We start from the raw sequence: 24339 nt of genomic DNA, 5'->3' as shown, positions 1-24339 counted from the left end.
ATGTTTAGAACTCCAATCGGTCGTTTGCGTGCCATTGGTATTTATGAGGGAATTTCATTTCTTGTGCTGCTTATCATTGCTATGCCTCTGAAATATTATGCGGACTTCCCGGCGCCAGTTAAATATATCGGGATGCTCCACGGGGTGCTGTTTATTCTTTATTTATTAGCTCTTGCCCATGTGACGCTTGTACATCGTTGGAATATCATTAAAGTGATCGGAGCCGTCCTCGCATCACTTCTTCCATTTGGAACCTTTGTCATGGATGCTAGACTGCGCAAGAGATATAATTAATTTGTAAAAAGGGAAGAACTGGTGCTGTATGGTGCCGGTTTTTTTTATTTGGACACTAAGATCTTAGCTTTATGCAAATACATATGAGCATTTTACATGTTAAACATCATTTTATTTTTTTATAATAGAAAGGATGCACATAAGAAGCAGCTAAGTTATATAGCTTTCATCAAAGGAAGGAGTCTCTTTATATGTCCCGTTTACTCAAAGACACGGATTCAATCCGTTCATCGTTATGGTATCAGCAGCCGGCTAGCAAGTGGCAGGAGGCTCTCCCGATTGGTAACGGCCGTTTGGGAGGCATGATTTTCGGAACGGTTGCCCAGGAAAAAATTCAATTAAATGAAGATACCGTCTGGTACGGTGGACCTAAAAAAGCGAACAGCCAAGACGCGATTCACCATGTGGATGAAATTCGCCGTTTATTGTTCGAAGGAAAACAGCAGGAGGCGGAGCATTTAAGCCGGATGGCGCTTATGTCCGCGCCTAAGTATTTGCATCCGTATCATCCATTGGGAGACCTGTTCTTTTACTTCTTGAATCATGACAAAAAAACAGAAGCTTATCACAGAGAGCTGGATCTGGATACGGCGACGGCTAGCGTTCGTTACCAAATAGACGGTTTTGAATATACGAGAGAGTATTTCAGCAGTGCGGTTGACCATGTAATGGCCATTCGTCTAAAGACGAATAAACCGGGTGGCCTTACGTTTGGCGTTCATTTTATGCGCCGGCCTTTTGATGGCGGAAGCAAAAGCATCAGCTCCGATACGATTATGATGGTAGGCGAATGCGGAAAGGACGGAGTACAGTTCCGTGCCGGCTTGAAAGCGATCGTAAGCGGAGGATCGGTTCGCACTATCGGAGATTTTCTCTCCGTTGACCAGGCTGATGAAGTAACACTGCTGCTGGCCGCTAATACGACATACCGCTACGATGATCCTGAGAAAGTATGTATGGAGCAATTGGAGCTGGCTGCGAGCAAATCCTATGAGCAGCTGAAGCAGGCACATATTGCTGATTATTCGGACAAGTACGGACGTGTTCGCTTGGAGCTTTCCGCTCCTGATAAGGCTGAGAAGCAGAAGCTGCCTACTGATGTTCGGTTGAAGCAGGTGCAAGAGGGGCAAGACGATCAAGGGCTCGTTCAATTGTTCTTTGATTTTGGCCGGTATTTGCTGTTGTCTTGCTCACGCCCGGGCAGTATTGCCGCGAACTTGCAAGGGATATGGAATGACAGCTACACCCCGCCTTGGGAATCGAAGTTTACGATTAACATTAACACGGAAATGAACTACTGGCCTGCCGAGCTGTGTAACCTCGCTGAATGTCATGAGCCGCTGTTCGATCTCATCGAGAAGATGCTGCCGAACGGCCGAGTGACGGCTCGTGAAGTGTACGGCTGCAACGGCTTCGTAGCACACCATAACACCAATTTATGGGGCGATACACATGTCGAGGGGATTCTGGTGTCTTCCTCGATTTGGCCAATGGGTGCCGCATGGCTGTCCCTTCATTTGTGGGAACATTATCGCTTCGGATTGGATCAAAGCTTTTTGTCCAATCGTGCATATCCGATCATGAAGGAAGCAGCACAGTTTTTGCTTGAGTATATGGTTGAAGACGATAAGGGACGCCTTGTAACGGGACCTTCCATGTCACCTGAAAATAAATTCATTTTGCCTGACGGTACGACAGGCAACGTATGTATGGGTCCTGCCATGGATATGCAGATCGTCCATACGCTGTTTACAGCTTGCACAGACGCAGCCGGAATTCTTGGCTGCGACGAAGAATTCCGTCAGCAGTTGGAATCGGCTCTGGACCGTATTCCTAAACCGACTATCGGCAAGTACGGCCAAGTGATGGAATGGCTGGAAGACTACGAGGAGTATGATCCGGGCCACCGTCACATTTCCCAGCTATTCGCGCTTCATCCGGGTGAGATGATTCATGCACGTCGTACGCCTGAGCTGGCACTGGCTGCTAAGCGCACGCTCGAGCGGAGACTTTCTCATGGCGGAGGACATACCGGCTGGAGCCGTGCATGGATTATTAACTTCTGGGCAAGATTGTGCGAGGGAGATACGGCTTACGAGAATGTTAAGGCATTGCTGGCCAAGTCAACCTATCCGAACATGTTTGATGCGCATCCACCGTTCCAAATTGACGGCAATTTCGGCGGTACCGCCGGTATCGTGGAAATGCTGCTCCAATCGCATAGCGACGAGCTTGCTCTGCTGCCGGCGCTGCCGAAGGCTTGGCAGGATGGTAAGGTTAGCGGGTTGCGCGCTAGAGGCGGAATTGAAGTTGACCTGGAGTGGAAGCAAGGAGTGTTGTCCAAAGCAGTGCTGCGAGCAAGCCATAGCAGCGTCATTTCGATCTATGCTGCGGCTCCGCTTCAAGTACAAAGTGAAGGTCAAGCAGTCTCTGCAAACTATGAAGGCGACCTTCTGAAATTATCGGTAGAAGCGGGAGTTTCCTACGTACTTACAGCGAACGTTTAGTCATTAAATCTTACCTGTCGGACCCTAAATGGGGCTTGGCAGGTTTTTATTTTACTTTTGAAATGATAGACAAAAAGTCTTGAACATATCCTGAACATTGGAAGAGAAAGGCAGGAGTTTTGACGGATTGTGTCGAAGTGGATTGCATGCAGGGTAAACCAAAGGAGGCATATATATGCAGTATTCTATTTATCAATCCGTTAAAATTGTTGATATGAGCGACGAAATTATGTCGGAAGTCCTGTTCCATCATGGTGAGCATGAACTGGTTGCTTTGGCTGTAGGTTCTTCGGTTATTACTCATCAATTGGGTCTTCGCCAGTTCGAAGTGGTATACGATAAGAGGGAAGGCAAGCAGCAGCGCGTCAATATTGTCGATATTGAAACGGATCTAATGGCAACTCCTGCGGCGACCCGCGTTTATTTGGAGCCTGTAACGTTAATTATCGGACAGCATGACGTAGGGCAAATCTTTTAGAGTGTGAGATCATTTTTTGAGATCAGGTTGTGTTTGGCATCAGGTGCAAAAATCAGCTATGATGATATGTGCAAGAGGATCGTGATGGATTTGCCATATCGGAGGTGGAAAATAATATGAATTCACGTTTTGTGGTGATCGGGAGCATTTGTGCGTTTTTGTCGGTTGCGCTCGGAGCCTTCGGAGCTCATATGCTAAAGACGAAAATAGGAGCTGACATGCTGGCGGTTTATGAGACCGGTGTTCAATATCAAATGATGCACTCCTTGGGGCTCATCGCAATAGGGATGATCGCTGCTCTATTGCCGAATAACAAGCATCTGACCAGAGCGGGATGGGCGTTGCTGATCGGGATTGTGTTGTTTTCAGGCAGTTTATATCTGCTTGCCGTTACAGGAATCAAGCCGCTTGGCGCGATTACTCCATTCGGCGGCGTAGCATTTTTATTCGGTTGGCTGTCGCTGATGCTGGCGGCGTTGCAGTATAAGAAGCAGTAAGGTTCGCATAAAGAGGAATTCGGCTGAGAACAGCCGGATTTCTTTTTTTATAAAAAAGCAGCCTATATTAGGCTGCCTGATGGGTCATATATTTACTTTATAGTTTAATTCAAGCTCATCGCCGGGCAGGCCGCGGATCCCCCAGTTATGCTTGGGTGTTTCGAACAGTGTAATTTCCACGTCTTGGGGTGAGATGCCGAATGATTCGTGCATTCTTTGGAAAAGAAGCTGTATCAGTTTCTTTTTGGCTTCTACCGTTCTGCCTTCAAACATACTAATTTCAATTATGGTATAAGCTTCTGACCGCCCGTTGGCAAATAGGAAGTCTTCGGCTTCCATTGGAAAGAAACGATGAAATCGTTTGTCAGGAGGATACTGAAACGCGTCTACGACGCAGGAGTGAATGACCTCCGAAAGCTTTTCCTTAATAGGATTCAAGTGCTCTTTTAACCCGTAGATCTTTATTTGTGCCATGGCTCAGCTCACCTTCCTAATCTCTTCTATTCTCGACTTGTAATTCATTATAAACATTTCCATTAAAGCTGTCATTAACCTAAGTCTAACGAACTAGTTTGGGCAAGATAAGTATCGTTATGATGATGAAGATGAGACTTTTTGAGTATGAATCGTCATAATAAGGCGAAATGTGCACTTTTTATTGTTGATGTGCAGGAAAATCGTACCTGAATGTAGAAATAATTTGTAAATCTCATTGTCGAAAAATCCGTGCAAAGGAGGGGCAATGATGGGGTATAGAACAGGCTTTTTATCGGCTTTGAATAACAAAGGGCTTATGTCTCTTGTAGGCGTACATGTATTGCTCTCCATCTGTGCCGCATGGTGGGTCGATCGTCCTATTATATGGGGCGTGCTCGCTCTGTGCAACCTTGTTGTTGTCCTTCTGCTTTATCGCATTGCTCGACTAAGGTCCCCCATGCCTTTACCGACTTCAAGCATGACCTCAACAGGCGGGACCATAAAGGATAACGAGAAGGTATTCGAATCGCTGTTCGAGTACAATCCCAATGTGGTCTGTTTGATGGATAAGGAAGGTATGATCGTTAAGGTTAACGGAAATACGGAGCAGTTGCTTGGCTACACCAAGAATATGTTAGAAGGCAAGCCCTTTTGGCAGTTTCTATCGGAAGAGAGCCTGCATAAGACGAAGGACGTTCTTGAACAAGTTCGGCAAGGGGTGCCTCAAACATTCCGGACGGGAATCATTCATAAAGACGGCTATCGGCTCGACTTCGATACTACGGCAGCACCGGTCAAGGAAGGGGACTCATTAAGCGGAGTGATCGTAATCGGTCAAGACATCACAGCGACCAAACGGACGGAAGAGCGTATTCGTTACATGGCATACTATGATGATATGACGGGTCTGCCTAACCGAAGAATGCTCAATACCCAGCTGAATGAAGCTATCGCCTCGGCTAAGCTGCACCAGCATTTGCTTGCTGTTTTTTATGTAGATATTGATCGTTTCAAAATAGTTAATGACTGCTTCGGTCACGATTATGGAGATATGCTGCTTCTGCAATTGGCTGAGCGTTTTTCCCGATGCATTTCGGAGAACGACTATTTGGCAAGGACTGAGGGCGATGAATTTGCTTTCATGTTCACGGATCTAGGACATCCTGACGAAGTTCATCAGATTGCTATGCGTATATTCGAGGTGCTTGTGGAGCCTTTCTTGCTGGAACAGTACCAAGTGCACGTAACGGCTAGTATCGGTGTCGCGGTCTTGTCCGAAGAGGAGGACGATGCCGATTCGCTGACGAAATGCGCGGATATCGCTTTAACCCGGGCAAAGGATAAGGGCAAAAACAATGTCCAAGTGTTCCATTCCGCGATGAAATCCGTTTCCTTGAAAAGGTTGACTCTTGAAAGTGAATTAAGAAAAGCGCTAAATCATAACGAATTCGAATTGAAATATCAGCCGCAGATGGATATTAAAACAGGAGCTATTGTTGGCTTCGAAGCATTAATCCGATGGAATCATCCTGAGAAAGGGCTCATCCCTCCTATGGATTTTATCCCTTTTACGGAGGAAAGCGGGATGATTATCCCGATCGGCGAGTGGGTACTGCAGGAAGCATGCAGACAAAATAAGATGTGGCAAAATCAAGGTCTTGCGCATGTTCCGGTATCTGTGAACCTCTCAACGCGTCAGTTTCTGCAACACAACCTGCGGGATAAGGTGGCCGAGGTACTCAGCAGCACTGGACTCGATCCTGCATACCTGGAGCTTGAAATTACGGAAAGCAGCACGATGGACGTCGATTATGCCACTGGGTTACTATTAGAGCTGAAGTCTCTGGGTGTCAAAATCAGTATCGATGATTTCGGGACCGGGTACAGTTCTCTGTCTTATCTGAAACGATTTCCGATCGATAAGCTGAAGATAGACCAGTCCTTTGTGCGTGATATTATGACGGATCCGAACGATGCAGCTATTGTGGCATCTATTATTTCGATGACGCGTCATATGAATTTGAAAGTTATTGCGGAAGGTGTGGAGACAGAGGAACAGCTAGGCTTCTTACATCATAATCATTGCAATGAAATTCAGGGCTATTGGTTCAGTCCTCCATTGAGTGCTACACAGGCGGAGGAATTGCTCTTCGGCCATGAGCAGGCGGCAGCTGCAAATAGGCCAAAATAATGAAAGAAAGCGGGCATAGGGGTCTTCCCTTTGCCCGCTTTTTTCGTCACGAATTAAGAGTGTTCACGTTAACATAGATGCAAGGATGGCGAAGAAAGCTGTCTATTGGCGATAAAGCTTACTTTAAAACGCTTTCTTATTGCTATGTTAACTGACAGAGAAATCATCGATTTCATTAATTTTAAATAAGTAGACTTGCTTTTCATCAACATGGTACACCGAAACATTTTCGGTGGGCGGGTCGAAATTAAGTATACGACAGGGGATGTTGAGCTTGATGCCCTTTCCCTTTACGATAGTAAGTCTGACCAGAGAATTGTTTTGCTTAAATTGCTGGAGCTGATCCCAGATCGCTTGATGAGGATCCTCCTTGGGAGACATGCTTTGTTCTTTTGGATTAACAGGGGATTGCTTTTTTACCTGTACAGCTTCGGCCGGCTTTTCCTTGGATTTGCTGATCGTTTCGTGCAAGGCTTTTTCGATAATCTTACCTAATTCAACCCCTTCTTTGATCTGGTAATCTTTGATGTCCTCTCCATTTAGCAAGTGAAGCAGCTTCTCCAGAGCACGCCCATTGGTCTCGTCTTCGATGAGAATGTCTACGTTAAAAAGGAATCTGCGTTTGCCGATTCGGCTTTGATCCGACTCCATGGATGCCCCTCCTTTAGACCTATAACAAACTAACTATACCATTTTTTGAGTATTGAAAATAGCGATATTTTAAAACAAAATCATATTTTGATGAAATATGACAAGAGGAGTTGCATAGAGACTCACGCGTTGATGGGTAGGCACATATAATAACCTACAGCTGAATGAGAAGGAGTTGCTGAAGATGATGCGCATGGAACCCGTTTCACTAGACGGCTTCACCGCATTGGCGATTGAGGTCAAGCTTCCTAAAACGACCTTATTGGCCGTGACGACCGACAAAGGGTATATAATGTGTGGAGCTTTAGACGTTGGGCTGCTAAATGAGCGGCTGAAGGACCGTCGTATTATAGCTGCGAGGGCGACTGGAGTACGTACGATCGAGGAACTGCTGAACGCCCCGCTCGAATCGGTGACGTATGAAGCGGAGGAGCTCGGAATCGTCCCAGGCATGATAGGAAGAGAAGCTATTCTAAGGATGAAATAGATACTGAAGAGGTATAGTATAGGCAGGCAGCTTGATCCATCGATCGGCTGCTTTTTTAGTGCATCGGATTACCATTGCGCAATCAACGAACTCTCTTAACCTGCTCAAGGACAATTGGTTTAAGTATAGCCTGAACGTTGTATAATAGGAGGGCAGCATACATAAGAAGCAGGGAGCTAGCTTATGTTTCACTTAATGATCGATATGCTCGAGAGAGTCGGGTTTCTTATTGCAGCCGCCTTCGTCTTCTCGCGAAGCAAGTGGATGAGAAGCTACATGAGTTACCAAGGAGATAGACGCAATCATTGGCGTTTTCTTGTTTTTTTCAGCTTGTATTCGATTCTCGGCACTTATTCTGGAGTAGAAGTTTCCCAATACGCGTATCGGCCAGCGCCATGGATCGAGAGTGTATCTCCCACCGCGGCCATTGCCAACTCTCGTACGGTAGGAGTTATCATCGCTGGATTGCTTGGAGGCGTAAAGAGCGGCTTGATTGTCGGGGCCGTGGCGGGCCTTCACCGCTTGTCATTGGGAGGCTTTGTTGCGGTAGCTTGTGCGCTGGCACCTGTGCTGCAAGGCTTATTGGGAGGCTTATGCCGTAATGCATTGAAAAAAAGGTTTCGCAACATGTCCTCGGTTACCTTGGCATTTGTTGTCGGTATCGTCGGTGAGTCGCTCCAGATGACACTTATTTTGTTGTTGTCGAAGCCTTGGGATGAAGCTTTCGGCTTGGTAGCGCTGATCGGGATTCCACAAACGATTGCCAACAGCACGGGTGTGGCTATGTTCTTCATGGTGTATAACACCATCGAAAGCGAAGAAGACCGTATCGGTAACGAGCATGCCCGGAAGGCGCTTCATATTGCAGATATGACAATGCCGCTTTGGAAGATGGATCTCGCTGATGCGATTCGTGCTATTACGGCGACACTTCATGAGGAGACGCTGGCAGTGGGCGCTTTTTTCTATAAAAATGGAAAAGAGCAGGTGATGGAGGGCAGGAAAACCCCGTACTGGATTGACTTGCCTATAGAAACACAGATGAACAAGCAGATCGGGCACTTTCGTCTGTTCTATCTGAGGCAGCAGGACGACAGCCCTTCCCGTCGAAGAATGCTCAACTCACTCGCACAGCTTTTGTCGCAGCAGTATACGTTTGTGGAGGCTGAGCGCCATTCACAACTGCTTGCGGATGCAGAGATTCGTTCTTTGCAGGCTCAAATGAGCCCTCATTTCATGTTCAATGTATTGAATACGGTCAAATCTTTTATCCGTACGAAGCCGGAGGATGCAAGACAATTGGTGATGCATTTGTCCAAATGGATGAGAAACAATATGAATAATAGCAGCAAAACGCTAGTTCCTATCCGCGATGAGCTGGAGATGGTGACCGCTTATTTAACGCTTACTAAAGCTAGGCTGGGTGACCAGCTGCATTTTGTGACGGATATAGACGAGCAGGTACTGGATAAGCAGATTCCGCCTTTTTCGATTCAGCCGCTGGTGGAGAACGCTCTTGTCCATGGTTTGAAGAATTCCAATCGAGCTGGCGTCCTCAAGCTATCCATTAAGCAGGAGATGGAAGGAGACGAGCCCGGTATCCGAATTTCGGTTGAAGATAACGGGGTAGGGATGCAGACCCTTCAACAGCAGCAGGAGGAGCATGTTGGAATAGCTCTGAACAATATAGAACAAAGGCTGAGGTATCACTATGGAGCGGAGCAAGCGCTGGAAATTGAAAGCAAGCGGAACGAAGGGACAAAAATTAGCTTCAAGGTAAGGAGACAACCATGGGATGGACTATAGTTATTGCCGATGATGAAGCGCCGGCCAGAGAGGAATTGGCCTACTTGATTGAGCAGGTAAATGATGTGGATACCGTTATTCAAGCCGTCGGAGGCATGGATGCGATCAAAAAAGTAAAGGATTGCACGCCAGACCTTCTCTTTCTCGATATGGAAATGCCTGATTTGAACGGACTTCAGGTGGCTCAGGTGATAGCTGAGCTGAATCCTCAGGTCAAAATTGTTTTCTCTACCGCTTATGATCAATATGCCGTCGAAGCGTTCAAGCTGCGTGCGTTTCATTATATTCTGAAGCCCTATGATGATAATGACGTAAGCAACGTATTCAAGGAGCTTCAGCGGGTCGATCAAGGCAAGACAGTTAAAGTTCAAACGGAAACGATGCGTCCTGCGCAAATGGCTTGCGTTAAGCTTGCTTTGGAGGTCGAAGGAGGAATTAAGTATGTATCACCGAGAGATGTCGTATACATAAGCAAGGAAGGAAAGCATGTCCTCGTTCACACGAAGGATAAAGCGTATGACGCGGCCTACACGCTGCAGGACTTGGAGGAAAAGCTAACTCCTTACGGATTTTTTCGCTGTCACAAAAGCTATCTAATCCATATGGAAGCGATAGTCGAATTGAAGTCTTGGGTGAACGGAGCCTACAACGTTATAATGAGCGATTCGCAGCAAAGCATGGTTCCTGTAAGCCGCAACTATGTTAAGGACCTGCGCTTGAAGCTTGAAATTTAACATCTTGAACACGCTTTTGGACATGATGCGTCATAGCGGTATTCATGGGGTATTAATCGAGATATACTACTTGCAAGCGTTATCATGTTCAACTTGTTCAAATATTTGTTAGATTACGGAGGGGTTTCATTATGGCTAGAGGCATTAAATCGATTGTAATATGGGGTCTTATTTCTGTACTTGGGGCATTCGGCTTTGCCATGCTCGCTTTAAACAGAGGAGAATCGATCAATGCCATTTGGCTCGTTGTGGCAGCAGTTGCATTTTATGCGGTGGCCTATCGCTTCTATAGCAAGTTTCTTGCCAATAAAGTGTTCGGGCTGGACGATAATCGGAGGACGCCGGCCGAAATAAAAAATGACGGTAAAGACTTCGTACCGACGAATAAATGGGTACTCTTTGGTCACCATTTTGCCGCTATAGCGGGTGCAGGCCCGCTTGTTGGTCCGGTATTGGCAGCACAGATGGGGTATTTGCCGGGAACACTGTGGATTATAGTCGGGGTTATTCTTGGTGGAGCCGTCCAGGACTTTGTCATCTTATTTGCGTCGACAAGACGCAATGGGAAGTCGCTTGGCGAGATGATTAAGGACGAGCTTGGCTCTGTAACCGGGATCATCGCGATGGTCGGGATTCTTGGGATTATGGTTATTTTGCTGGCGGTCCTTGCATTAGTTGTCGTTAAAGCATTGATCGGCAGCCCTTGGGGCATGTTTACAATAGCAGCTACGATTCCTATTGCGATTCTTATGGGGCTCTACATGCGATATATTCGTCCGGGCCGCGTAGTGGAAGCGTCTATAATGGGTGTTATTTTGCTGTTGGCTTCGCTTATCGCAGGTAAATATGTAGCGGAGAGCCCAGCATTATCCGCTATGTTCAGCTTCAGCGGGGAAACGATAGCTCTCATGATGATTGCTTATGGCTTTATTGCATCCGCAATGCCTGTATGGCTGCTGCTGGCGCCTCGCGATTACTTGAGCACATTCTTGAAGATCGGTACGATAGCTGGCTTGGCAGTCGGAATTCTGATCGTTATGCCTGATCTTGCCATGCCGGCTACAACGAAGTTTTTGGATGGAACCGGGCCCGTTTTTTCCGGTAACCTGTTTCCTTTTCTATTTATCACAATAGCCTGTGGAGCTGTTTCAGGGTTTCATGCGTTGGTTTCTTCCGGTACGACACCGAAAATGCTGGAGCGAGAATCGCATGCCCGCCCGATCGGTTACGGCGCCATGCTGACGGAATCGTTCGTAGCTATTATGGCACTGATTGCAGCTTGCGTCATTACACCAGGCACTTATTTCGCTATTAACAGCCCGGCAGCAGCTATCGGAACGGACGCAGTGAAGGCTGCAGCAACCATTAGCTCGTGGGGCTTTACGATCACACCTGACGACTTGACCAATATGGCCAAGGACGTGGGGGAAAGCACGATTATATCCCGTACGGGCGGTGCTCCTACGTTCGCCATTGGGATGTCGCACATTTTATCGAATGTCATTGGCGGCAAGGCGTTGATGGCTTTCTGGTATCACTTCGCGATCTTGTTCGAAGCATTATTCATCTTAACGACGATCGATGCAGGAACCAGGGTAGGACGATTTATGATTCAGGAAATACTTGGTAGTGTCGTTAAGCCTTTAGGCAATACGGAATCGATGGTAGGCAATGTGGTAGCGACAGCTATTTGCGTAGCTGGTTGGGGTTACTTCTTGTACCAAGGGGTTATTGATCCTCTAGGAGGCATCAATTCGCTGTGGGCGTTGTTCGGTATCGCCAACCAAATGCTGGCTGGAATGGCCCTGCTGCTCGGAACCACAATCTTGTTTAAAATGGGTAAGAAGAAATATGCATGGGTTACCCTATTGCCTACGGCCTGGCTGTTAATCGTTACTTTAACCGCAGGGTGGCAAAAGCTGTTCCACAAGGCAACCAATATTGGGTTCTTGTCTCACGCCCAGATGTACAAGAATGCGCTAGTTAACGGCAAGCTGATGGCGCCTGCCAAGAATCCTGCACAAATGCAGCAAATCATTACAAGCGATTATTTGGATGCGGTGTTATGCGGTCTGTTCATGCTTATTGTGATTGCCGTGTTGATCTCCTCCATTCGCGTATGGTTCCGGGTACTGAACAATAAACCGGCTCCGCTGGTGGAAGCGCCATACGAGGAACGGGGCGGCAAACCAAATCGGGAGGTGCCTAAATATGTTTGATGCTGTGAAGGAAGTGCTCAAATACCGGAATCAGTTTCTTGATTTGCTTATTGGGATGCCCAATTATGAACGGTATGTTGAGCATATGAAGGAGCAGCATCCTGACGAGCCTATACAAACGAGAGAGCAGTTTTTCCGTGAAGCGCAGGATGCGCGCTATAATGCCAAAGGTGGTAAAATATCTCGCTGCTGCTAAACGGCAGACTTGGCTATAGACAGATGATACCCGCAACCTTCTATGTGAAGGTTGCGGGTATTTTTTTCCATAACGGTGGGAATTTCACTTTTTCTCGAAGGTATAGTAGGTATACGGAATGGAGGCGTCGTCCACATGCTGATCGTAAGTAATGTTGAAATGCTCCGGATCGAACGGCGGGAAATAAATATTGCCTGCAATCTCCGCATCAACAACCGTCAAATAGATTTTGTCAGCCAACGGCATGGCTTCAGCATAGATCTGTCCGCCGCCAGCCACGAGCACCTCTTCTTCAAGCTGTACTAAACGGAGCGCCTCTTCCAAGGAAGATACGGTTGTGCAATGATCGAGCTCTATCTGCTTTGTTTTGGAAATGACGATGGTGTTACGCCCAGGCAAGGGCTTGCCGATAGATTCGTAGGTTACTCTGCCCATAATGATGGTTTTGCCCAGCGTTAGGTCCCTAAATCGTTTTTGTTCACCGGGAATGTTCCACGGAATGTCTGCGTCGCTGCCGATTACACGATTTTTCGCCATGGCTGCAATTAATGAAAGGATCATCTGTTCCACCTCGGATTTTTACAGGGATATCATAAATAATAACATACAAATGAAATGGGTAATGCTGTAAAATGATAGAGTTATTGGAGTAAGGTTTCATTACTAGAGGAGGTAGTTGAGTTCATGCTAATTGAAAGCGTTATCAAGTCTGGAAGCTCCATCATTCGATTATTGGATGGAACCATTGCGTCGGAAAGTGAGGCGCGTATGGAGAAGGAATGGCAGGGAGGCCGACTGCAGGCTAAGGTTATCAATACATCGAATAAACCGCTTAAAATTCAAGAGGCGGTTCTGTTTGCCGGCGAACTCCCATTGAAACCCGAAACGCCTTTTTATGGAGAAGGGTTCATGATGCTGTGCCAATATGAAGGGACGTTGGCTTCGCCGCAATTAATCGGGGCTTATGGGACCGATTGGGACTTTTTTAGACTACCGAAGACCAAATATAACGAAAACTTATGGACGGTGTACAACCTCATTCAGTTATCGCCGCAACAGCAAGATCATGTATTGATGGCATTTACTTCTTGCAATCGTTTTGTCGGAGAATTCCGATTCAAGGACAGCTATATGGAAATTGTAATGGACACGGAAGGGATGACTCTGGAGCCGGGGCAATCATGGGAGCTGGAGTCGTTTTTGATCACTAGAGGCTCTAACCCACATCAGCTCTACGATCATTTAGTGGAAAGCATCCAAGAGAATCACCCAAGGATGGAGTATCACGAAATCCCAAGCGGTTGGTGCTCCTATTACTGCTTGCGGCCGATGACCGCACAAGGGCTGTACGAGAATGCGCGAGGTATTGCCGAGCGTATTCCGGAGCTGAAACGGATTCAAATTGATGGAGGCTATGAAGCACATAATGGAGATTGGCTGATTCCAAGACCTTCGTTAGGTGCTGATATGAAAACGATCTGTGATGGCATCCGGGCGGAAGGGGTGGAAGCGGCGGGTTATATTTCCCCCTTTATTATCAGCACGGAATCGAATCTGTTCAAGGAGCATCCCGACTGGCTCGTACATGATGAACAGGGGAATCCTATTAACGAAATAGGACGAAAACGCGAGTGGTACATGCTGGATGGAACCCATCCTGAAGCGCAAAATTATTTGCGGCATATTTCCCGGGTTATGCATGACGAATGGGGAATACGCTATTTCAAGCTAGATTTCCTGGCTTACGGCTGCTTGCCGGGAGGCGTTCGTTATGACTCGAATGCAACAAGGGTGGAAGCCTTCCGGTTAGGTATTAAAGCAATAGTCGATGAGGTCGGAAGTGACAGCTTCGTGCTTGGCTGCAACGCGCCGTTCTGGCCGATTCTCGGACTGATTCATGGAAATCGGGTGACGAATGACATTTTCAGAGACTGGAAGCATGTTTCTGACAATGCAAGAGAGCTGTTTTACCGCAATTGGCAGCATGACACGTTATGGTTTAACGATCCGGATGTTATCGTTCTGGAGAGCCTAGATTTGAGCAGCAGAAAAAACGGTGAAATCGTTGTCAAGAAATCGACACTCACAGAGCCCGAGTTCGAATTTCACAAAGCATTCATCGCGGCTTCAGGTGGAATGATTCTAAGCGGAGATTTGCTGTATCAGCTGCCAGATAAAAATATTCAGGTGCTGCAAAAGCTGATTGCAGATACTGGTAAGGCCGCCCGTTTCGACGACACGACGTTTACGGTGGGCAGAATCCAGCATGAGGATCGTCAAATGCTATGCCTGTTCAACTGGGACGATGAAGAGAAAGAGTTGAATGTTCCGCTCGAAGGCACGCATCGAGTAACCGATTATTGGAGTGATGAAGACCTTGGCGAGTACAGCGGTGAGCTTCAAGTTCGAATGGATTCGCATGGGGGAAGAGTGCTAGTGTGCACGCCCGTTTAAATTAAACAGAAGGGCCTTCCAACAAGGTGGAGGGCCCTTTCTTCAAAGCAACAGTTATTTTTTCATATCGGCTACGGCTTTGGTCACGCCTTCTTCTACTTCGCGGAATGCGGTATTGATGTCCTTCTTGCCTTGCGCCATTGGGATAAGAGGAGCGCGGTACGCTTTCTCGGCTTCGGCATCATACAAGGTTTTGGGGGAAATCGGAGCAAACTGATTATAAAATACCGACTTCAAATTTTTGTCCTTGGCATATCCGGATTGCCCGAAAACGTTCTGGACATTTTTATCAGTTAGGACGGTCATAATGCCCTTCTTGGACAGCTCGGTCTGAAATTCCAAAGAGATCAAATATTTAATGACCTCCATGGCTTGTTCTTTGTACTTGCTCGTGTTCGTAATGCTGAAGTAAGTAGGATAAGATTGCGACCCTATACCAGGCAGCTCCTTGAAGGTCGGGTAAGAGACCATGTCCCAGTTGAGACTAGATAAATCCTTTTGCGCGAACAAATAAGATTGATAGCCATACATGGCAACCGTTTGATCTTTCCAGAACATCGTGTCTGCCTCCGGCAGCAGCTGTCTGCTTTCGATGCTGGCTTGGAAGCCATCAAGCTGCGCAGGCCTTAGGATGGCTGACTCGTAAATGGTTTTCCAGCGGGGATCGGTGATCGTTGCCTTTTCTGTCTTCGGGTCCACATAGGGAAGAGAGAAGGAATTCATACGGAAATAATGAATGTTGGACATGCCGAAGCCAAGGTAAGCTTTACCGTTGTCGGTCCGCGTTAGCTTCTTATTAAGCTCAACCACATCGTCCCAGGTCATGCCATCTTTAGGATAGGGAACTCCGAAGCGATCAAATATATCTTTGTTGTAAAAGAGCGCCATATTGTTGTTGGATACAGGGAGTCCATATAATTTGCCGTTCGAAATCATCTTCATTGCCTCAATAGTTGTGGGCTCGAATCGACTTAAGTCCACATTGTTCTTCTGGATGAGCGGGGTCATATCATATTCCAGCTTGTATTTGAGCAATCCGCTGACGAATTGTCCGACGGATTCCCAGTAAATATCAATGGGGGCGTTGGCAGCCATCAGCTCGTCGAGTGTTTGGCCCTTCGTTTTTTGTAAATAAGTAATTTTATATTGAGGGAATTTTTTGCGGATAGCATTTCCGAACCGATCGTCGAAGCTTTCCACGGGGTCGCCGCTGTTGGAATAGAACACTAGCTCGGCAGGTTGGCTCAAATCTACACTAGATTCCACGGTCTTAGCAGGTTTTTGTTCATTGGAGCAACCTATAAGCCAGCTTGTCAGGACCAAGCAGCCAGCCATCATGATTTTTGCTTTTGCATGCATAATCTCACCTCTACTCATATTTTAAAAGCAAGTCTTTTAATGAAAAGGCTTTCAGTTTAAACTCATCTTAATGCAATCCTTGGTTATTTTCTTGCCATAATATTGCTTGAAAGTCGTATTCTTCACCTATATTGCGAATGATGACTTTTGTGAGAAAGGGGGAAGTCAATGCAAGAGTACACATTGTTCCAATACAACAATGCACGTCGCACACTACATTTCAGCCACCTGCTGCGCAAGCATCCTTACGATCAGAAAAAAAGCCATGTTCATGAGAAGCATTATGAAATTTATTATTTACTGTCTGGGGAACGTAACTATTTCATACAAGACCGAGTCGTGGCAGCTCAAAAAGGGGATCTCGTCATTATCAATAAGAATGAGCTGCATCATACGGCAGATCTGGGTGAGCCTGGACACGAGCGGCTCCTTATTAATTTCACGGATGAATTTATTAGCTTGCCGAAGGAGGATGAGGATAGTCCTGCAGTTTTGCCTTTTCCTTGCGGTTCTGGGGTGCTGAAGCTGAGCAGGGACGATCAAGCTATCGTAAAGAGTCTCATGTACAAAATGATGAACGAATTAAAGAAGGGTCCGAAAGGCTATTCGATGTTTGTCCGAGCGCTGTTGAGCGAGCTGCTGCTCCTGATATGCCGATGGGGTGTCCAAAATGAGAGCGAATCGGATTCATCCAAACCGCTCCATGGAAAGATCACGCAGGTAGCCCGTTATTTAATGAAAAATTACAAAGAAGACATTACGATTGCGATGCTTTCCGAGCAGTTTTATATAAGTCCTTATTATTTGTGTCGTATGTTCAAAAAGCTGACGGGGGTTGGCATCGTGGAATATGTCCAGATGGCTCGAGTGAAGGAGTCGCAGCGGCTGCTGGCGGAGACAGATGAGAAGATTATTGCTATTGCAGGAGCGGTTGGCTACGATCATGTAGGACATTTCAACCGGGTTTTTAAAAAGATTGCCTTTATAACTCCGCTTCAATACCGGAAAAAGATTAGAGCAAATAAGTAGAACGGCTTCTGAAAACCGTTCTGCAAATCATACTTCAAATCTGGTGTTGCGGATAGAATGAGAAGGGGAAGGAAACCCTATGCAGAAAATGGAATTAAGGAGTAATTGGACAATGACTTTGCATAGAGAGACCACTGCAGGCAGCCTGCCGCAATTTCCCGGCTCCTACTGGCTGCGCTCAACGAATATCCCCCAGTTCCCCAAGTTGACCGATAATTTACAGGCTGATGTTGCGGTAATCGGTGGGGGGATAACCGGTATTACCACTGCCTATCTATTGGCTAAACGAGGCATGAAGGTCGTCGTTCTGAATGCAGGCCGTATTCTGGAAGGGACGACGGGCTCGACTACGGCCAAAGTAACGGCCCAGCACGACCTTATATACAATGAATTTATCGCCCATTTCGGGGAGGAAAAGGCTCGTTTATATTACGAAGCGAACCATGAAGCCATTGCGTTTGTGAAGGATACGGTCGCTGAACTGGACATCGACTGTCAATTAAACGAAGAGGATGCTTATGTCTATACGAACCTCGACGAATATGTTCAGAAGGTTCAGGATGAATATAAGGCATATGAGAAACTCGGCATCCCGGGGGAATACGTCGATGCTGCGCCTTTGCCTTTTGAAACGAAAGCGGCTGTTCTTATGAAGAATCAGGCTTGCTTCAACCCGGTACCATTCCTGATTCGACTCACAGAGGAGATTATCCGGATGGGCGGACAAATTTTTGAGCAGACGACGGTTGTAGAGTCGACTTTGGAGAAGCAATCGATAGTGAGGACGAAGCATGGACCTGAAGTAACTTGTCAATACGTAGTCAGCGCATCGCACTTTCCATTTAATGATCTAAAGGGATTTTATTTTGCCCGGCTGCATGCGGAACGCTCTTATGTGCTTGCTGTTCGTACCAAGAAGGCCTATCCCGGTGGGATGTATATCAGTGCGGAAAATCCGAAGCGTTCTCTTCGATCCCTGCTTATCGATGGGGAGCCAGCCGTTATTATAGGCGGTGAGGGCCATAAGACGGGGCAGGGTTTATGTACCTTTCAATACTATGAGCATTTGCAGCAGTTTGGAGATGAGACGTTCGGACTCCGTGAGATTGTACACCGCTGGTCAGCTCAAGATATTTATACCTTGGATAAAATGCCTTACATTGGTCAGCAATGGCCTGACGTTCCGAATCATTTCATGGCAACCGGCTATCGCAAATGGGGAATGACGAACAGTATAGCTGCGGCCATGCTGAACACGAAACTTATCGTTGGGGAGGAAAGTCCCTACAAGGAAGTATTCACTCCCCAGAGGTTTCATGCCGACCCGGGCATCAAAACATTCATTATGCAGAATGCCAACGTAGCCATGAATTTCGCAGCCGGGAAGATGGAGCTGACACGCAGAGATCCGGACGAACTGGCACTGGACGAGGGCTCCGTTGTTCAGGTAAACGGGAAAAGAGCCGGGGCTTACCGAGACTCGAACGGAAAGCTATTTGTCGTAGATACAACCTGTACGCACATGGGGTGCGAGGTGGAGTGGAATGAGGCGGAGCGAACATGGGATTGTCCTTGTCATGGATCGCGATATTCGTTCAAAGGCGATGTGATCGAAGGTCCGGCCAAGGAGGCCCTTACCCTGCTGGATTAAGAGCAGACAGTTAGGCTGCTATTCATTAATTTAAAAAAGGTGCTCGCATGAATAAGCGAGCACCTTTTTTGACAAACTTTATAAGTTTCAGGGGGTTATTTGAGATTGAATTTAACTCTCCAATACAACCATCTGATGGCATTCCAGCTTGGGCAGCGTATAGCGGATGGTTCCGTTACTGGCGTCAAAGGGTAGGTCTTCCATCTGCGGCGCCAAGTAGACCCGGCGGATAGGCTTATCAAGCTTCAGAGTGACTTGAGTATCGTATATCGGAATCAAGTCCTCAATCACCTCGACCCCAGAGCCGCGTTTCACTGGAGTGGCATAGAGCAGATGATTGACGAAGCGCTGTTCTGCTGGCTGTTCCATTAGAGTTACAATGCCTTGCGCAGGCAGATTGGTGTTCAAAGTTTTGTCTGGCAGCAGTCGGTTTAAGGCGTACAGTACGCACTCCTTCAAAGCAAGGCTCCCCTTATCGGCATAATCGGCGAATACATTCCAGGCGAAATAAATGCCGTTGGAGCTCTCTATCATGCCCGGGCCGTTATCCTGCTGAGCGCTAGGTGTGTGCTGGTGGGAGCAGAACGTAAATACGTCGCGGTTAAAGTAAGGGTTCTCACGATGTCCGAGTAAAGTTCCGTTCGTCAAGCGAACCTGCTGCCCCTCGGAATAGAAGATGAAGGCTGCATTCTGCAGACTGCTGAGTTCAAAGTGCGGGCGGAAATAATCCGGTTTATAGGGATTCTCTTGCTCCCATGCAGCTCCCAGATCAATGGCGAATGCGTCGCCAGCCTCATTTAAGCCCGAACGCCCTGTTGCCAGAACTTTACCGCCCTTAGCGAAAAAGTCGTTCAATTTTGTTTGCAGTATGGGATTCACGGTTATTTGGTCTGGCAATACGACTACCTTGTACTGGGAGAAGTCGCTTTCCAAATCGACTACGTCGAATAATATTTTCCCTTCAAGCAGCATTCGCACGGCGCCGGCATCCGATGTTCCTGTACGGTCTCCGCGTTTCTCTTCCTTTTGTGAGACGGCCGCCTCACAGGATAGCAACGCCACGTCAGCAATGTTCTTCGTTCCGCTGCACCAAGCTTCCTTTTGCTCAACTTCTCGGTATGCTGCTCCAATCAGCTCATAAGTTGCGGGATCCATCAGCCCCTCTGGGTGCAGCTGATCTCCAATTGAGCAGCATGCTCCGTTCGCAATGCTCAATGCGGTTTCGTATCGCAGCGCGTTTGGATGCTTATAGCCGCCGAACTCACCCCAAGTGGTATGAAATTTACCGGTCATGCCGAGAAAATCCATCCCGAGTCCTTGCGCGTAACGGGCGGATAGTGGGAAATGATCGTAGCCCCAGCCCCCAGTTGGCAGAGACTCCAGCTCCAGATGCGAGTTCATCTGAGCCAAGTCGCGTCTGCCGCGCCGAATGTGACCGCCGTTATGGAAGACGGGCAACCCGGGTTTGATTCGATCTATTGCTTCGCGAATCCGGGTCGAATAATTAGTATACGTTCGCTCGCCGAGCGCAAGCACTGCCTCTTTATTGCGGGGATCTTGGCCTTCATTGCGAAGCGTCTGGACGCAGGAGTGGCAGTAGCATTGGCGTACGCCCACAATATCCAGAAAGATGCCGTCAGCATCATAGTTCCGCACGACTTCTTCCACTTGGTTGACCAAAATCTCCAGATAAGGCGTATTAAAGCAAAATTGATGATAGCCCGGCTTCATAAAGCCGTCTACCCAATTCGTATTATCGTTGATGTCCCGAATAAGCCATTCGGGATGGCGACGAGTCAGCTTCTCGTCCAGTCCGGCGGATATGTAGACAGGTGTTTTGACACCGATTTCATGAGCGGCTTCAATCATAGCACCGAGAAGGTCGAAGTCCAGCTCGGGATGAATTTCATTCGCTTCCGATGGATGGTATGCCCAGCCATGATGGCATTTCGAGAATACGGTAATGGAGTCTACGCTGCCTTTTTGGAGCATGGCCTGGAATTGTTGCTTTGAAAACTGACGGCCGATATGAGGAATGGCTTCAGAAGTATGAAAATCCAGATGAACCTGACGAAAACGCATTGATTAGCACGCTCCTTTATGTTAGGTGGTGTCCTATGATGGTGATTTGTTAGCGATTACATATCTCAACTATAAAGTAGATGGGGATGAAGGAATAGTTAATTGTACGACCTTTTATAGCATAATTAAGACCGAATCATGGATTGAGTTTAGACGTCTTGTAAACTACACTTATATAAAAGAAACTAATATGCCCTTCCCAGGGAGGTAAAGATGGATATTGTACAGCTTGCCATACCCCCTCTGCCCCAGTTTTTAACGGCTGGATATTCGATATGGAAGAAAGGGATGCAGCATTTTGAGCGCTGCTTCGAGGTTTACGACCTTATTCTCGTTTGCAGCGGGACGCTGTATATGACGGAGGATGATACCCCTTATGACATAGGAGCGGGACAAATGCTGCTGCTTGAGCCGGGGCGAACTCATTTTGGACACCGTCCTTGTACTGAGGATACAGAACTGTATTGGCTGCATTTTCGTCATCAGCGACCTGTTGCACTGCTGCCGGAGAAGCATATCCCTTGGTCGACGCACGTTCGCAGAGGGACGGATAGCGATCTGACGCCTGCCGAGCAATTTTTATTTTTGCCCAAGTACGGGGCAGTCGATAAGAAACCGCTTGTTCCTTTCATCAATGAGATGCTCCGGCTTCGTGAGAGCCTTACACAGGAGCATGCGGTGGACTTACAGGTTGTCTTGGGGAGGCTGTTATCGCAAATACAGGCTGGCGTGCGTGAGCAGCGTCGTTCAACCCGTTCTTATATGATTTCAGAACAGGTAAAGGCATATTTGGAGCAGCGTGTTTCGGATTCGTTCCAAGCACTGCGTATGGCGGAGGAGCTCCATTTCAACTTTGATTATGCAGCGCGCTGTCTAAAGAAGCATACGGGTCTAAGTCCTCTTCAATATCATCATGCCTTACGTATGGAGCTAGCCAAGCGGCTTCTGATGGAAAGCTCGCTGCCGGTTCCTGAGGTTGCTTCTCAAGTTGGCTTCAACGACTATAATTATTTCATCCGGCTCTTTCGCAAGACGGTGGGGATGACGCCGGGACTTTATCGTCAATCGGCAACAGGGTATATTTAGCTTGAATAGCACAATTACGGATGAAAACAAAAGTTCAAGTTTTTATTATAAAATTTGACGGACTTTTAGGGAACAATTGGCATTATGCGGCGGGATGGGTATAATAAACGTGTGATAAGGTACGGTTAATTTCGTTATAGGGGTGGCCGATTTGGAAATTCAAAAAATATCGTCGCGTAAAATATATGAAGTCATAGCGGATCAAATTAAGGAACAGATTGTGAACGGCGCCTTGACGCCGGGCCAAAAGCTTCCTTCAGCCAAAGAGCTGTCCGAACGCTTTCAGGTTGGAAGGTCTACTGTTAGAGAAGCGCTTAGCGCTTTAAAAGCAATGGGGTTGGTAGAAATTCATCAAGGCGAGGGCAGCTATGTCCGCAGCATTGAATCGCAGGATGTGGATCTCCCAGTGTTCGATTCACTGCTTATGAGTCGTGAGACGGTTGTGGAATTGATTGAAGCGCGTAAGGCGCTTGAAATCTCCAATGCCGCATTAGCGGCCGAGAAGCGAACGGATGAGGATATTGCCAAATTCGAAGCGGTACTGCGCAATATGGAAGATTTCCTGGGCAATGAAGAGGAGGGAGAGCGCTCTGATATGCTGTTCCATCTGACTCTAGCTCAGGCGACGCATAACTCCATTATGGGGCGAATGATCGATTCTATTTCAACTCAAATGCAAGCGGCGATCCGTGAAACAAGAAGACTGCAAATGTATTCAAGCAAAACGGTCTCCAAGCAGCTGCTGAAGGAGCATAAAGCAATCTATCAAGCGATACTGAACCGCGATCCGGCAGGGGCCCAGGAAGCGATGCGGCACCATTTGTTCCATGTTGAGCAAGTGTTGTTGAAATTTCTGAAGAAGTAAAGCATTCATTATTGCGCAAGAGGTTCTAAATAATAAGGCAGCTGCGGTCTAGGACGGGAAATAAAGTCCTTAATAGAGCAGCTGCTTTAATTTTACTACTGTATTTTTACGATCTTAACGAAGCTACCGTTGACAAGCTTAAGTCCATATATTTACGATGGGTAACCATTTTTCGATTCTTTCCTTGCTTTGGGACAAATAATCTCTTGCCCATGGGTTAAGCTTCGTTAAATCTGAACTGCGGTACATTCCTGTATACACAATGATTTCTCTTAGCTGCAGGAAAAGTGGGATTAGCTTTAACCATTCCTCTTCAAACGTGTTGTACTGAGTATATCCCCGTAAAAAATAGCTCATAAATCGATGGGCTTGCTCTACTCTCTTGTCTTTTCCTTCTTCTCCGCCATATACATAAACCAGGTAATACAGTTGTATCGCTATATCCTCGATAAACCAACTATATTGGGCCTCGTCAAAATCGAAAAGAGTAATGTCTCCATTGTTCACCACAAAGTTGCCGACACCGATGTCACCATGGATCAGACCGTAGCAATGGTCACTTTTGGATAAAGTATCCTTTATCCGTTTGATTAGCTTGTCACTACTTTCATGAACTAGGCTTTGCTCTAAAGGAACAAATCTCCTCATGTTTTGCAGATAATAGTTGTGAGTCCAATCATGCCTTCGTGTTGACTCGCTTTGGGGCTTGTAGCTTTTAGATAACGCATGCATTTTTCCTGTCATTCGTCCGAGCTCTTGATACAACTGATTATCATGCAAACACTCGGGATATCCCAATTTGTTCCCTTCAGCTTTAACGAAGGATGCAACGGTAAAATAGGTATCCTCGCCATAAATAAGCTCTGTATATTTCCCTTGGGTAGACCGTATTGGCTTTGACACAGAAATACCGTTTTTCGCTAAATATAAAATCCAGTCCAATTCTCCTGTAATCTGATCTTTGCTTCGATGGGAGCTTGGGGTGAATCTCAAGATATAGCAAGCCTCATCTTTTTCGTATTCGTAAATAAAGTTTTGCCAAGCCCCTATAAAAGTTAAGTTCTCCATCTCAACACCAAATTGGACTGCACCGGTTTTAATGATTTGTTCATTGAATAAAGCTTTAATTTCTTGCTCCATATTCACTCGTCCCTCTCTAAGCTTAATGAAATTAAAAGAGGGAGCTTCTTTTCCTGCACACACTAAAGCAATGACAACTATGAATAACCATTTGTTTAATGCTCCTTTCCAATAATGGTTGGTAAAATATTCAATA

Annotated in this window: 21 protein-coding genes; 15 read left to right on the top strand and 6 right to left on the bottom strand. The window is 46.8% G+C overall.

What is annotated here, in order from left to right:
- The 4 genes from QMA13_RS28335 to QMA13_RS28320 all read left to right on the top strand — a co-directional run bounded on the left by QMA13_RS28335 (position 1) and on the right by QMA13_RS28320 (position 3776).
- On the top strand, positions 1-294 hold the full coding sequence (locus tag QMA13_RS28335) for a DUF3817 domain-containing protein (RefSeq protein ID WP_282937020.1): 294 nt from the start codon (positions 1-3) through the stop codon (positions 292-294).
- Positions 295-485: 191 nt separating this feature from the next.
- A complete protein-coding gene (locus QMA13_RS28330) occupies positions 486-2801 on the top strand; it encodes a glycoside hydrolase family 95 protein (RefSeq protein WP_282937019.1) in 2316 nt (771 codons plus the stop codon).
- Positions 2802-2976: 175 nt separating this feature from the next.
- The gene (locus QMA13_RS28325; RefSeq protein WP_282937018.1) at positions 2977-3279 is read left to right on the top strand and encodes a hypothetical protein; all 303 of its coding nucleotides are present in this window, start codon (positions 2977-2979) and stop codon (positions 3277-3279) included.
- Positions 3280-3395: 116 nt separating this feature from the next.
- On the top strand, positions 3396-3776 hold the full coding sequence (locus QMA13_RS28320) for a DUF423 domain-containing protein (protein WP_282937017.1): 381 nt from the start codon (positions 3396-3398) through the stop codon (positions 3774-3776).
- 84 nt (positions 3777-3860) lie between these two features.
- Here QMA13_RS28320 and QMA13_RS28315 read toward each other — a convergent pair whose 3' ends face one another.
- Complete coding sequence (locus QMA13_RS28315) at positions 3861-4250, bottom strand: tautomerase family protein (protein ID WP_282937016.1); 390 nt, start codon at positions 4248-4250, stop codon at positions 3861-3863.
- Between the two features lie 268 nt (positions 4251-4518).
- Between QMA13_RS28315 and QMA13_RS28310 the strand changes: the two genes are divergently transcribed.
- A complete protein-coding gene (locus QMA13_RS28310; protein ID WP_282937015.1) occupies positions 4519-6444 on the top strand; it encodes a sensor domain-containing protein in 1926 nt (641 codons plus the stop codon).
- Positions 6445-6591: 147 nt separating this feature from the next.
- Here QMA13_RS28310 and QMA13_RS28305 read toward each other — a convergent pair whose 3' ends face one another.
- On the bottom strand, positions 6592-7095 hold the full coding sequence (locus QMA13_RS28305; protein ID WP_282937014.1) for a hypothetical protein: 504 nt from the start codon (positions 7093-7095) through the stop codon (positions 6592-6594).
- Between the two features lie 184 nt (positions 7096-7279).
- On the opposite strand from QMA13_RS28305, the gene QMA13_RS28300 reads away from it, so the two are divergent.
- From QMA13_RS28300 to QMA13_RS28280, 5 genes are all read left to right on the top strand, one after another.
- Positions 7280-7582, top strand: coding sequence for a YunC family protein (locus QMA13_RS28300; RefSeq protein WP_282937013.1), 303 nt, complete (start codon positions 7280-7282; stop codon positions 7580-7582).
- A gap of 183 nt (positions 7583-7765) precedes the next feature.
- Positions 7766-9388, top strand: coding sequence for a LytS/YhcK type 5TM receptor domain-containing protein (locus QMA13_RS28295; protein ID WP_282937012.1), 1623 nt, complete (start codon positions 7766-7768; stop codon positions 9386-9388).
- Entirely contained in the window at positions 9373-10122 is a 750-nt protein-coding gene (locus QMA13_RS28290; protein ID WP_282937011.1) for a LytR/AlgR family response regulator transcription factor, read from the top strand. The genes QMA13_RS28295 and QMA13_RS28290 overlap by 16 nt, the downstream gene beginning before the upstream one ends.
- A gap of 131 nt (positions 10123-10253) precedes the next feature.
- Positions 10254-12341, top strand: coding sequence for a carbon starvation CstA family protein (locus QMA13_RS28285; protein ID WP_282937010.1), 2088 nt, complete (start codon positions 10254-10256; stop codon positions 12339-12341).
- Positions 12334-12537, top strand: coding sequence for a YbdD/YjiX family protein (locus QMA13_RS28280; RefSeq protein ID WP_282937009.1), 204 nt, complete (start codon positions 12334-12336; stop codon positions 12535-12537). Before QMA13_RS28285 ends, QMA13_RS28280 begins: the two co-directional genes overlap by 8 nt.
- 84 nt (positions 12538-12621) lie before the next feature.
- Here the strand turns inward: QMA13_RS28280 and QMA13_RS28275 are convergent, their stop codons facing one another.
- On the bottom strand, positions 12622-13098 hold the full coding sequence (locus QMA13_RS28275; RefSeq protein WP_282937008.1) for a dihydrofolate reductase: 477 nt from the start codon (positions 13096-13098) through the stop codon (positions 12622-12624).
- Between the two features lie 123 nt (positions 13099-13221).
- Here QMA13_RS28275 and QMA13_RS28270 point away from each other — a divergent pair, with 123 nt between their 5' ends.
- Entirely contained in the window at positions 13222-14991 is a 1770-nt protein-coding gene (locus tag QMA13_RS28270; protein WP_282937007.1) for a glycoside hydrolase family 36 protein, read from the top strand.
- Between the two features lie 54 nt (positions 14992-15045).
- Here QMA13_RS28270 and QMA13_RS28265 read toward each other — a convergent pair whose 3' ends face one another.
- Positions 15046-16350, bottom strand: coding sequence for an ABC transporter substrate-binding protein (locus QMA13_RS28265; protein ID WP_282937006.1), 1305 nt, complete (start codon positions 16348-16350; stop codon positions 15046-15048).
- 168 nt (positions 16351-16518) lie between these two features.
- On the opposite strand from QMA13_RS28265, the gene QMA13_RS28260 reads away from it, so the two are divergent.
- On the top strand, positions 16519-17379 hold the full coding sequence (locus QMA13_RS28260; RefSeq protein WP_282937005.1) for a helix-turn-helix domain-containing protein: 861 nt from the start codon (positions 16519-16521) through the stop codon (positions 17377-17379).
- 112 nt (positions 17380-17491) lie between these two features.
- Positions 17492-19030, top strand: coding sequence for an FAD-dependent oxidoreductase (locus tag QMA13_RS28255; RefSeq protein WP_282937004.1), 1539 nt, complete (start codon positions 17492-17494; stop codon positions 19028-19030).
- A 111-nt stretch (positions 19031-19141) separates the two neighbouring features.
- Here the strand turns inward: QMA13_RS28255 and QMA13_RS28250 are convergent, their stop codons facing one another.
- On the bottom strand, positions 19142-21112 hold the full coding sequence (locus QMA13_RS28250; protein WP_282937003.1) for an alpha-amylase family protein: 1971 nt from the start codon (positions 21110-21112) through the stop codon (positions 19142-19144).
- 213 nt (positions 21113-21325) lie between these two features.
- Here QMA13_RS28250 and QMA13_RS28245 point away from each other — a divergent pair, with 213 nt between their 5' ends.
- Positions 21326-22198, top strand: coding sequence for an AraC family transcriptional regulator (locus QMA13_RS28245; RefSeq protein ID WP_282937002.1), 873 nt, complete (start codon positions 21326-21328; stop codon positions 22196-22198).
- 151 nt (positions 22199-22349) lie between these two features.
- Complete coding sequence (locus QMA13_RS28240; RefSeq protein WP_282937001.1) at positions 22350-23063, top strand: FadR/GntR family transcriptional regulator; 714 nt, start codon at positions 22350-22352, stop codon at positions 23061-23063.
- A 138-nt stretch (positions 23064-23201) separates the two neighbouring features.
- Here the strand turns inward: QMA13_RS28240 and QMA13_RS28235 are convergent, their stop codons facing one another.
- Entirely contained in the window at positions 23202-24203 is a 1002-nt protein-coding gene (locus QMA13_RS28235) for a phosphotransferase enzyme family protein (RefSeq protein WP_282937000.1), read from the bottom strand.
- Between the last annotated feature and the right edge of the window lie 136 nt (positions 24204-24339).

The organism is Paenibacillus sp. RC67, from assembly GCF_030020805.1.
Taxonomy (GTDB): Bacteria; Bacillota; Bacilli; order Paenibacillales; family NBRC-103111; genus Paenibacillus_S.
Note: the sequence above shows the minus strand (reverse complement) of the source record. Positions and strands in the feature narration are given on the sequence as shown.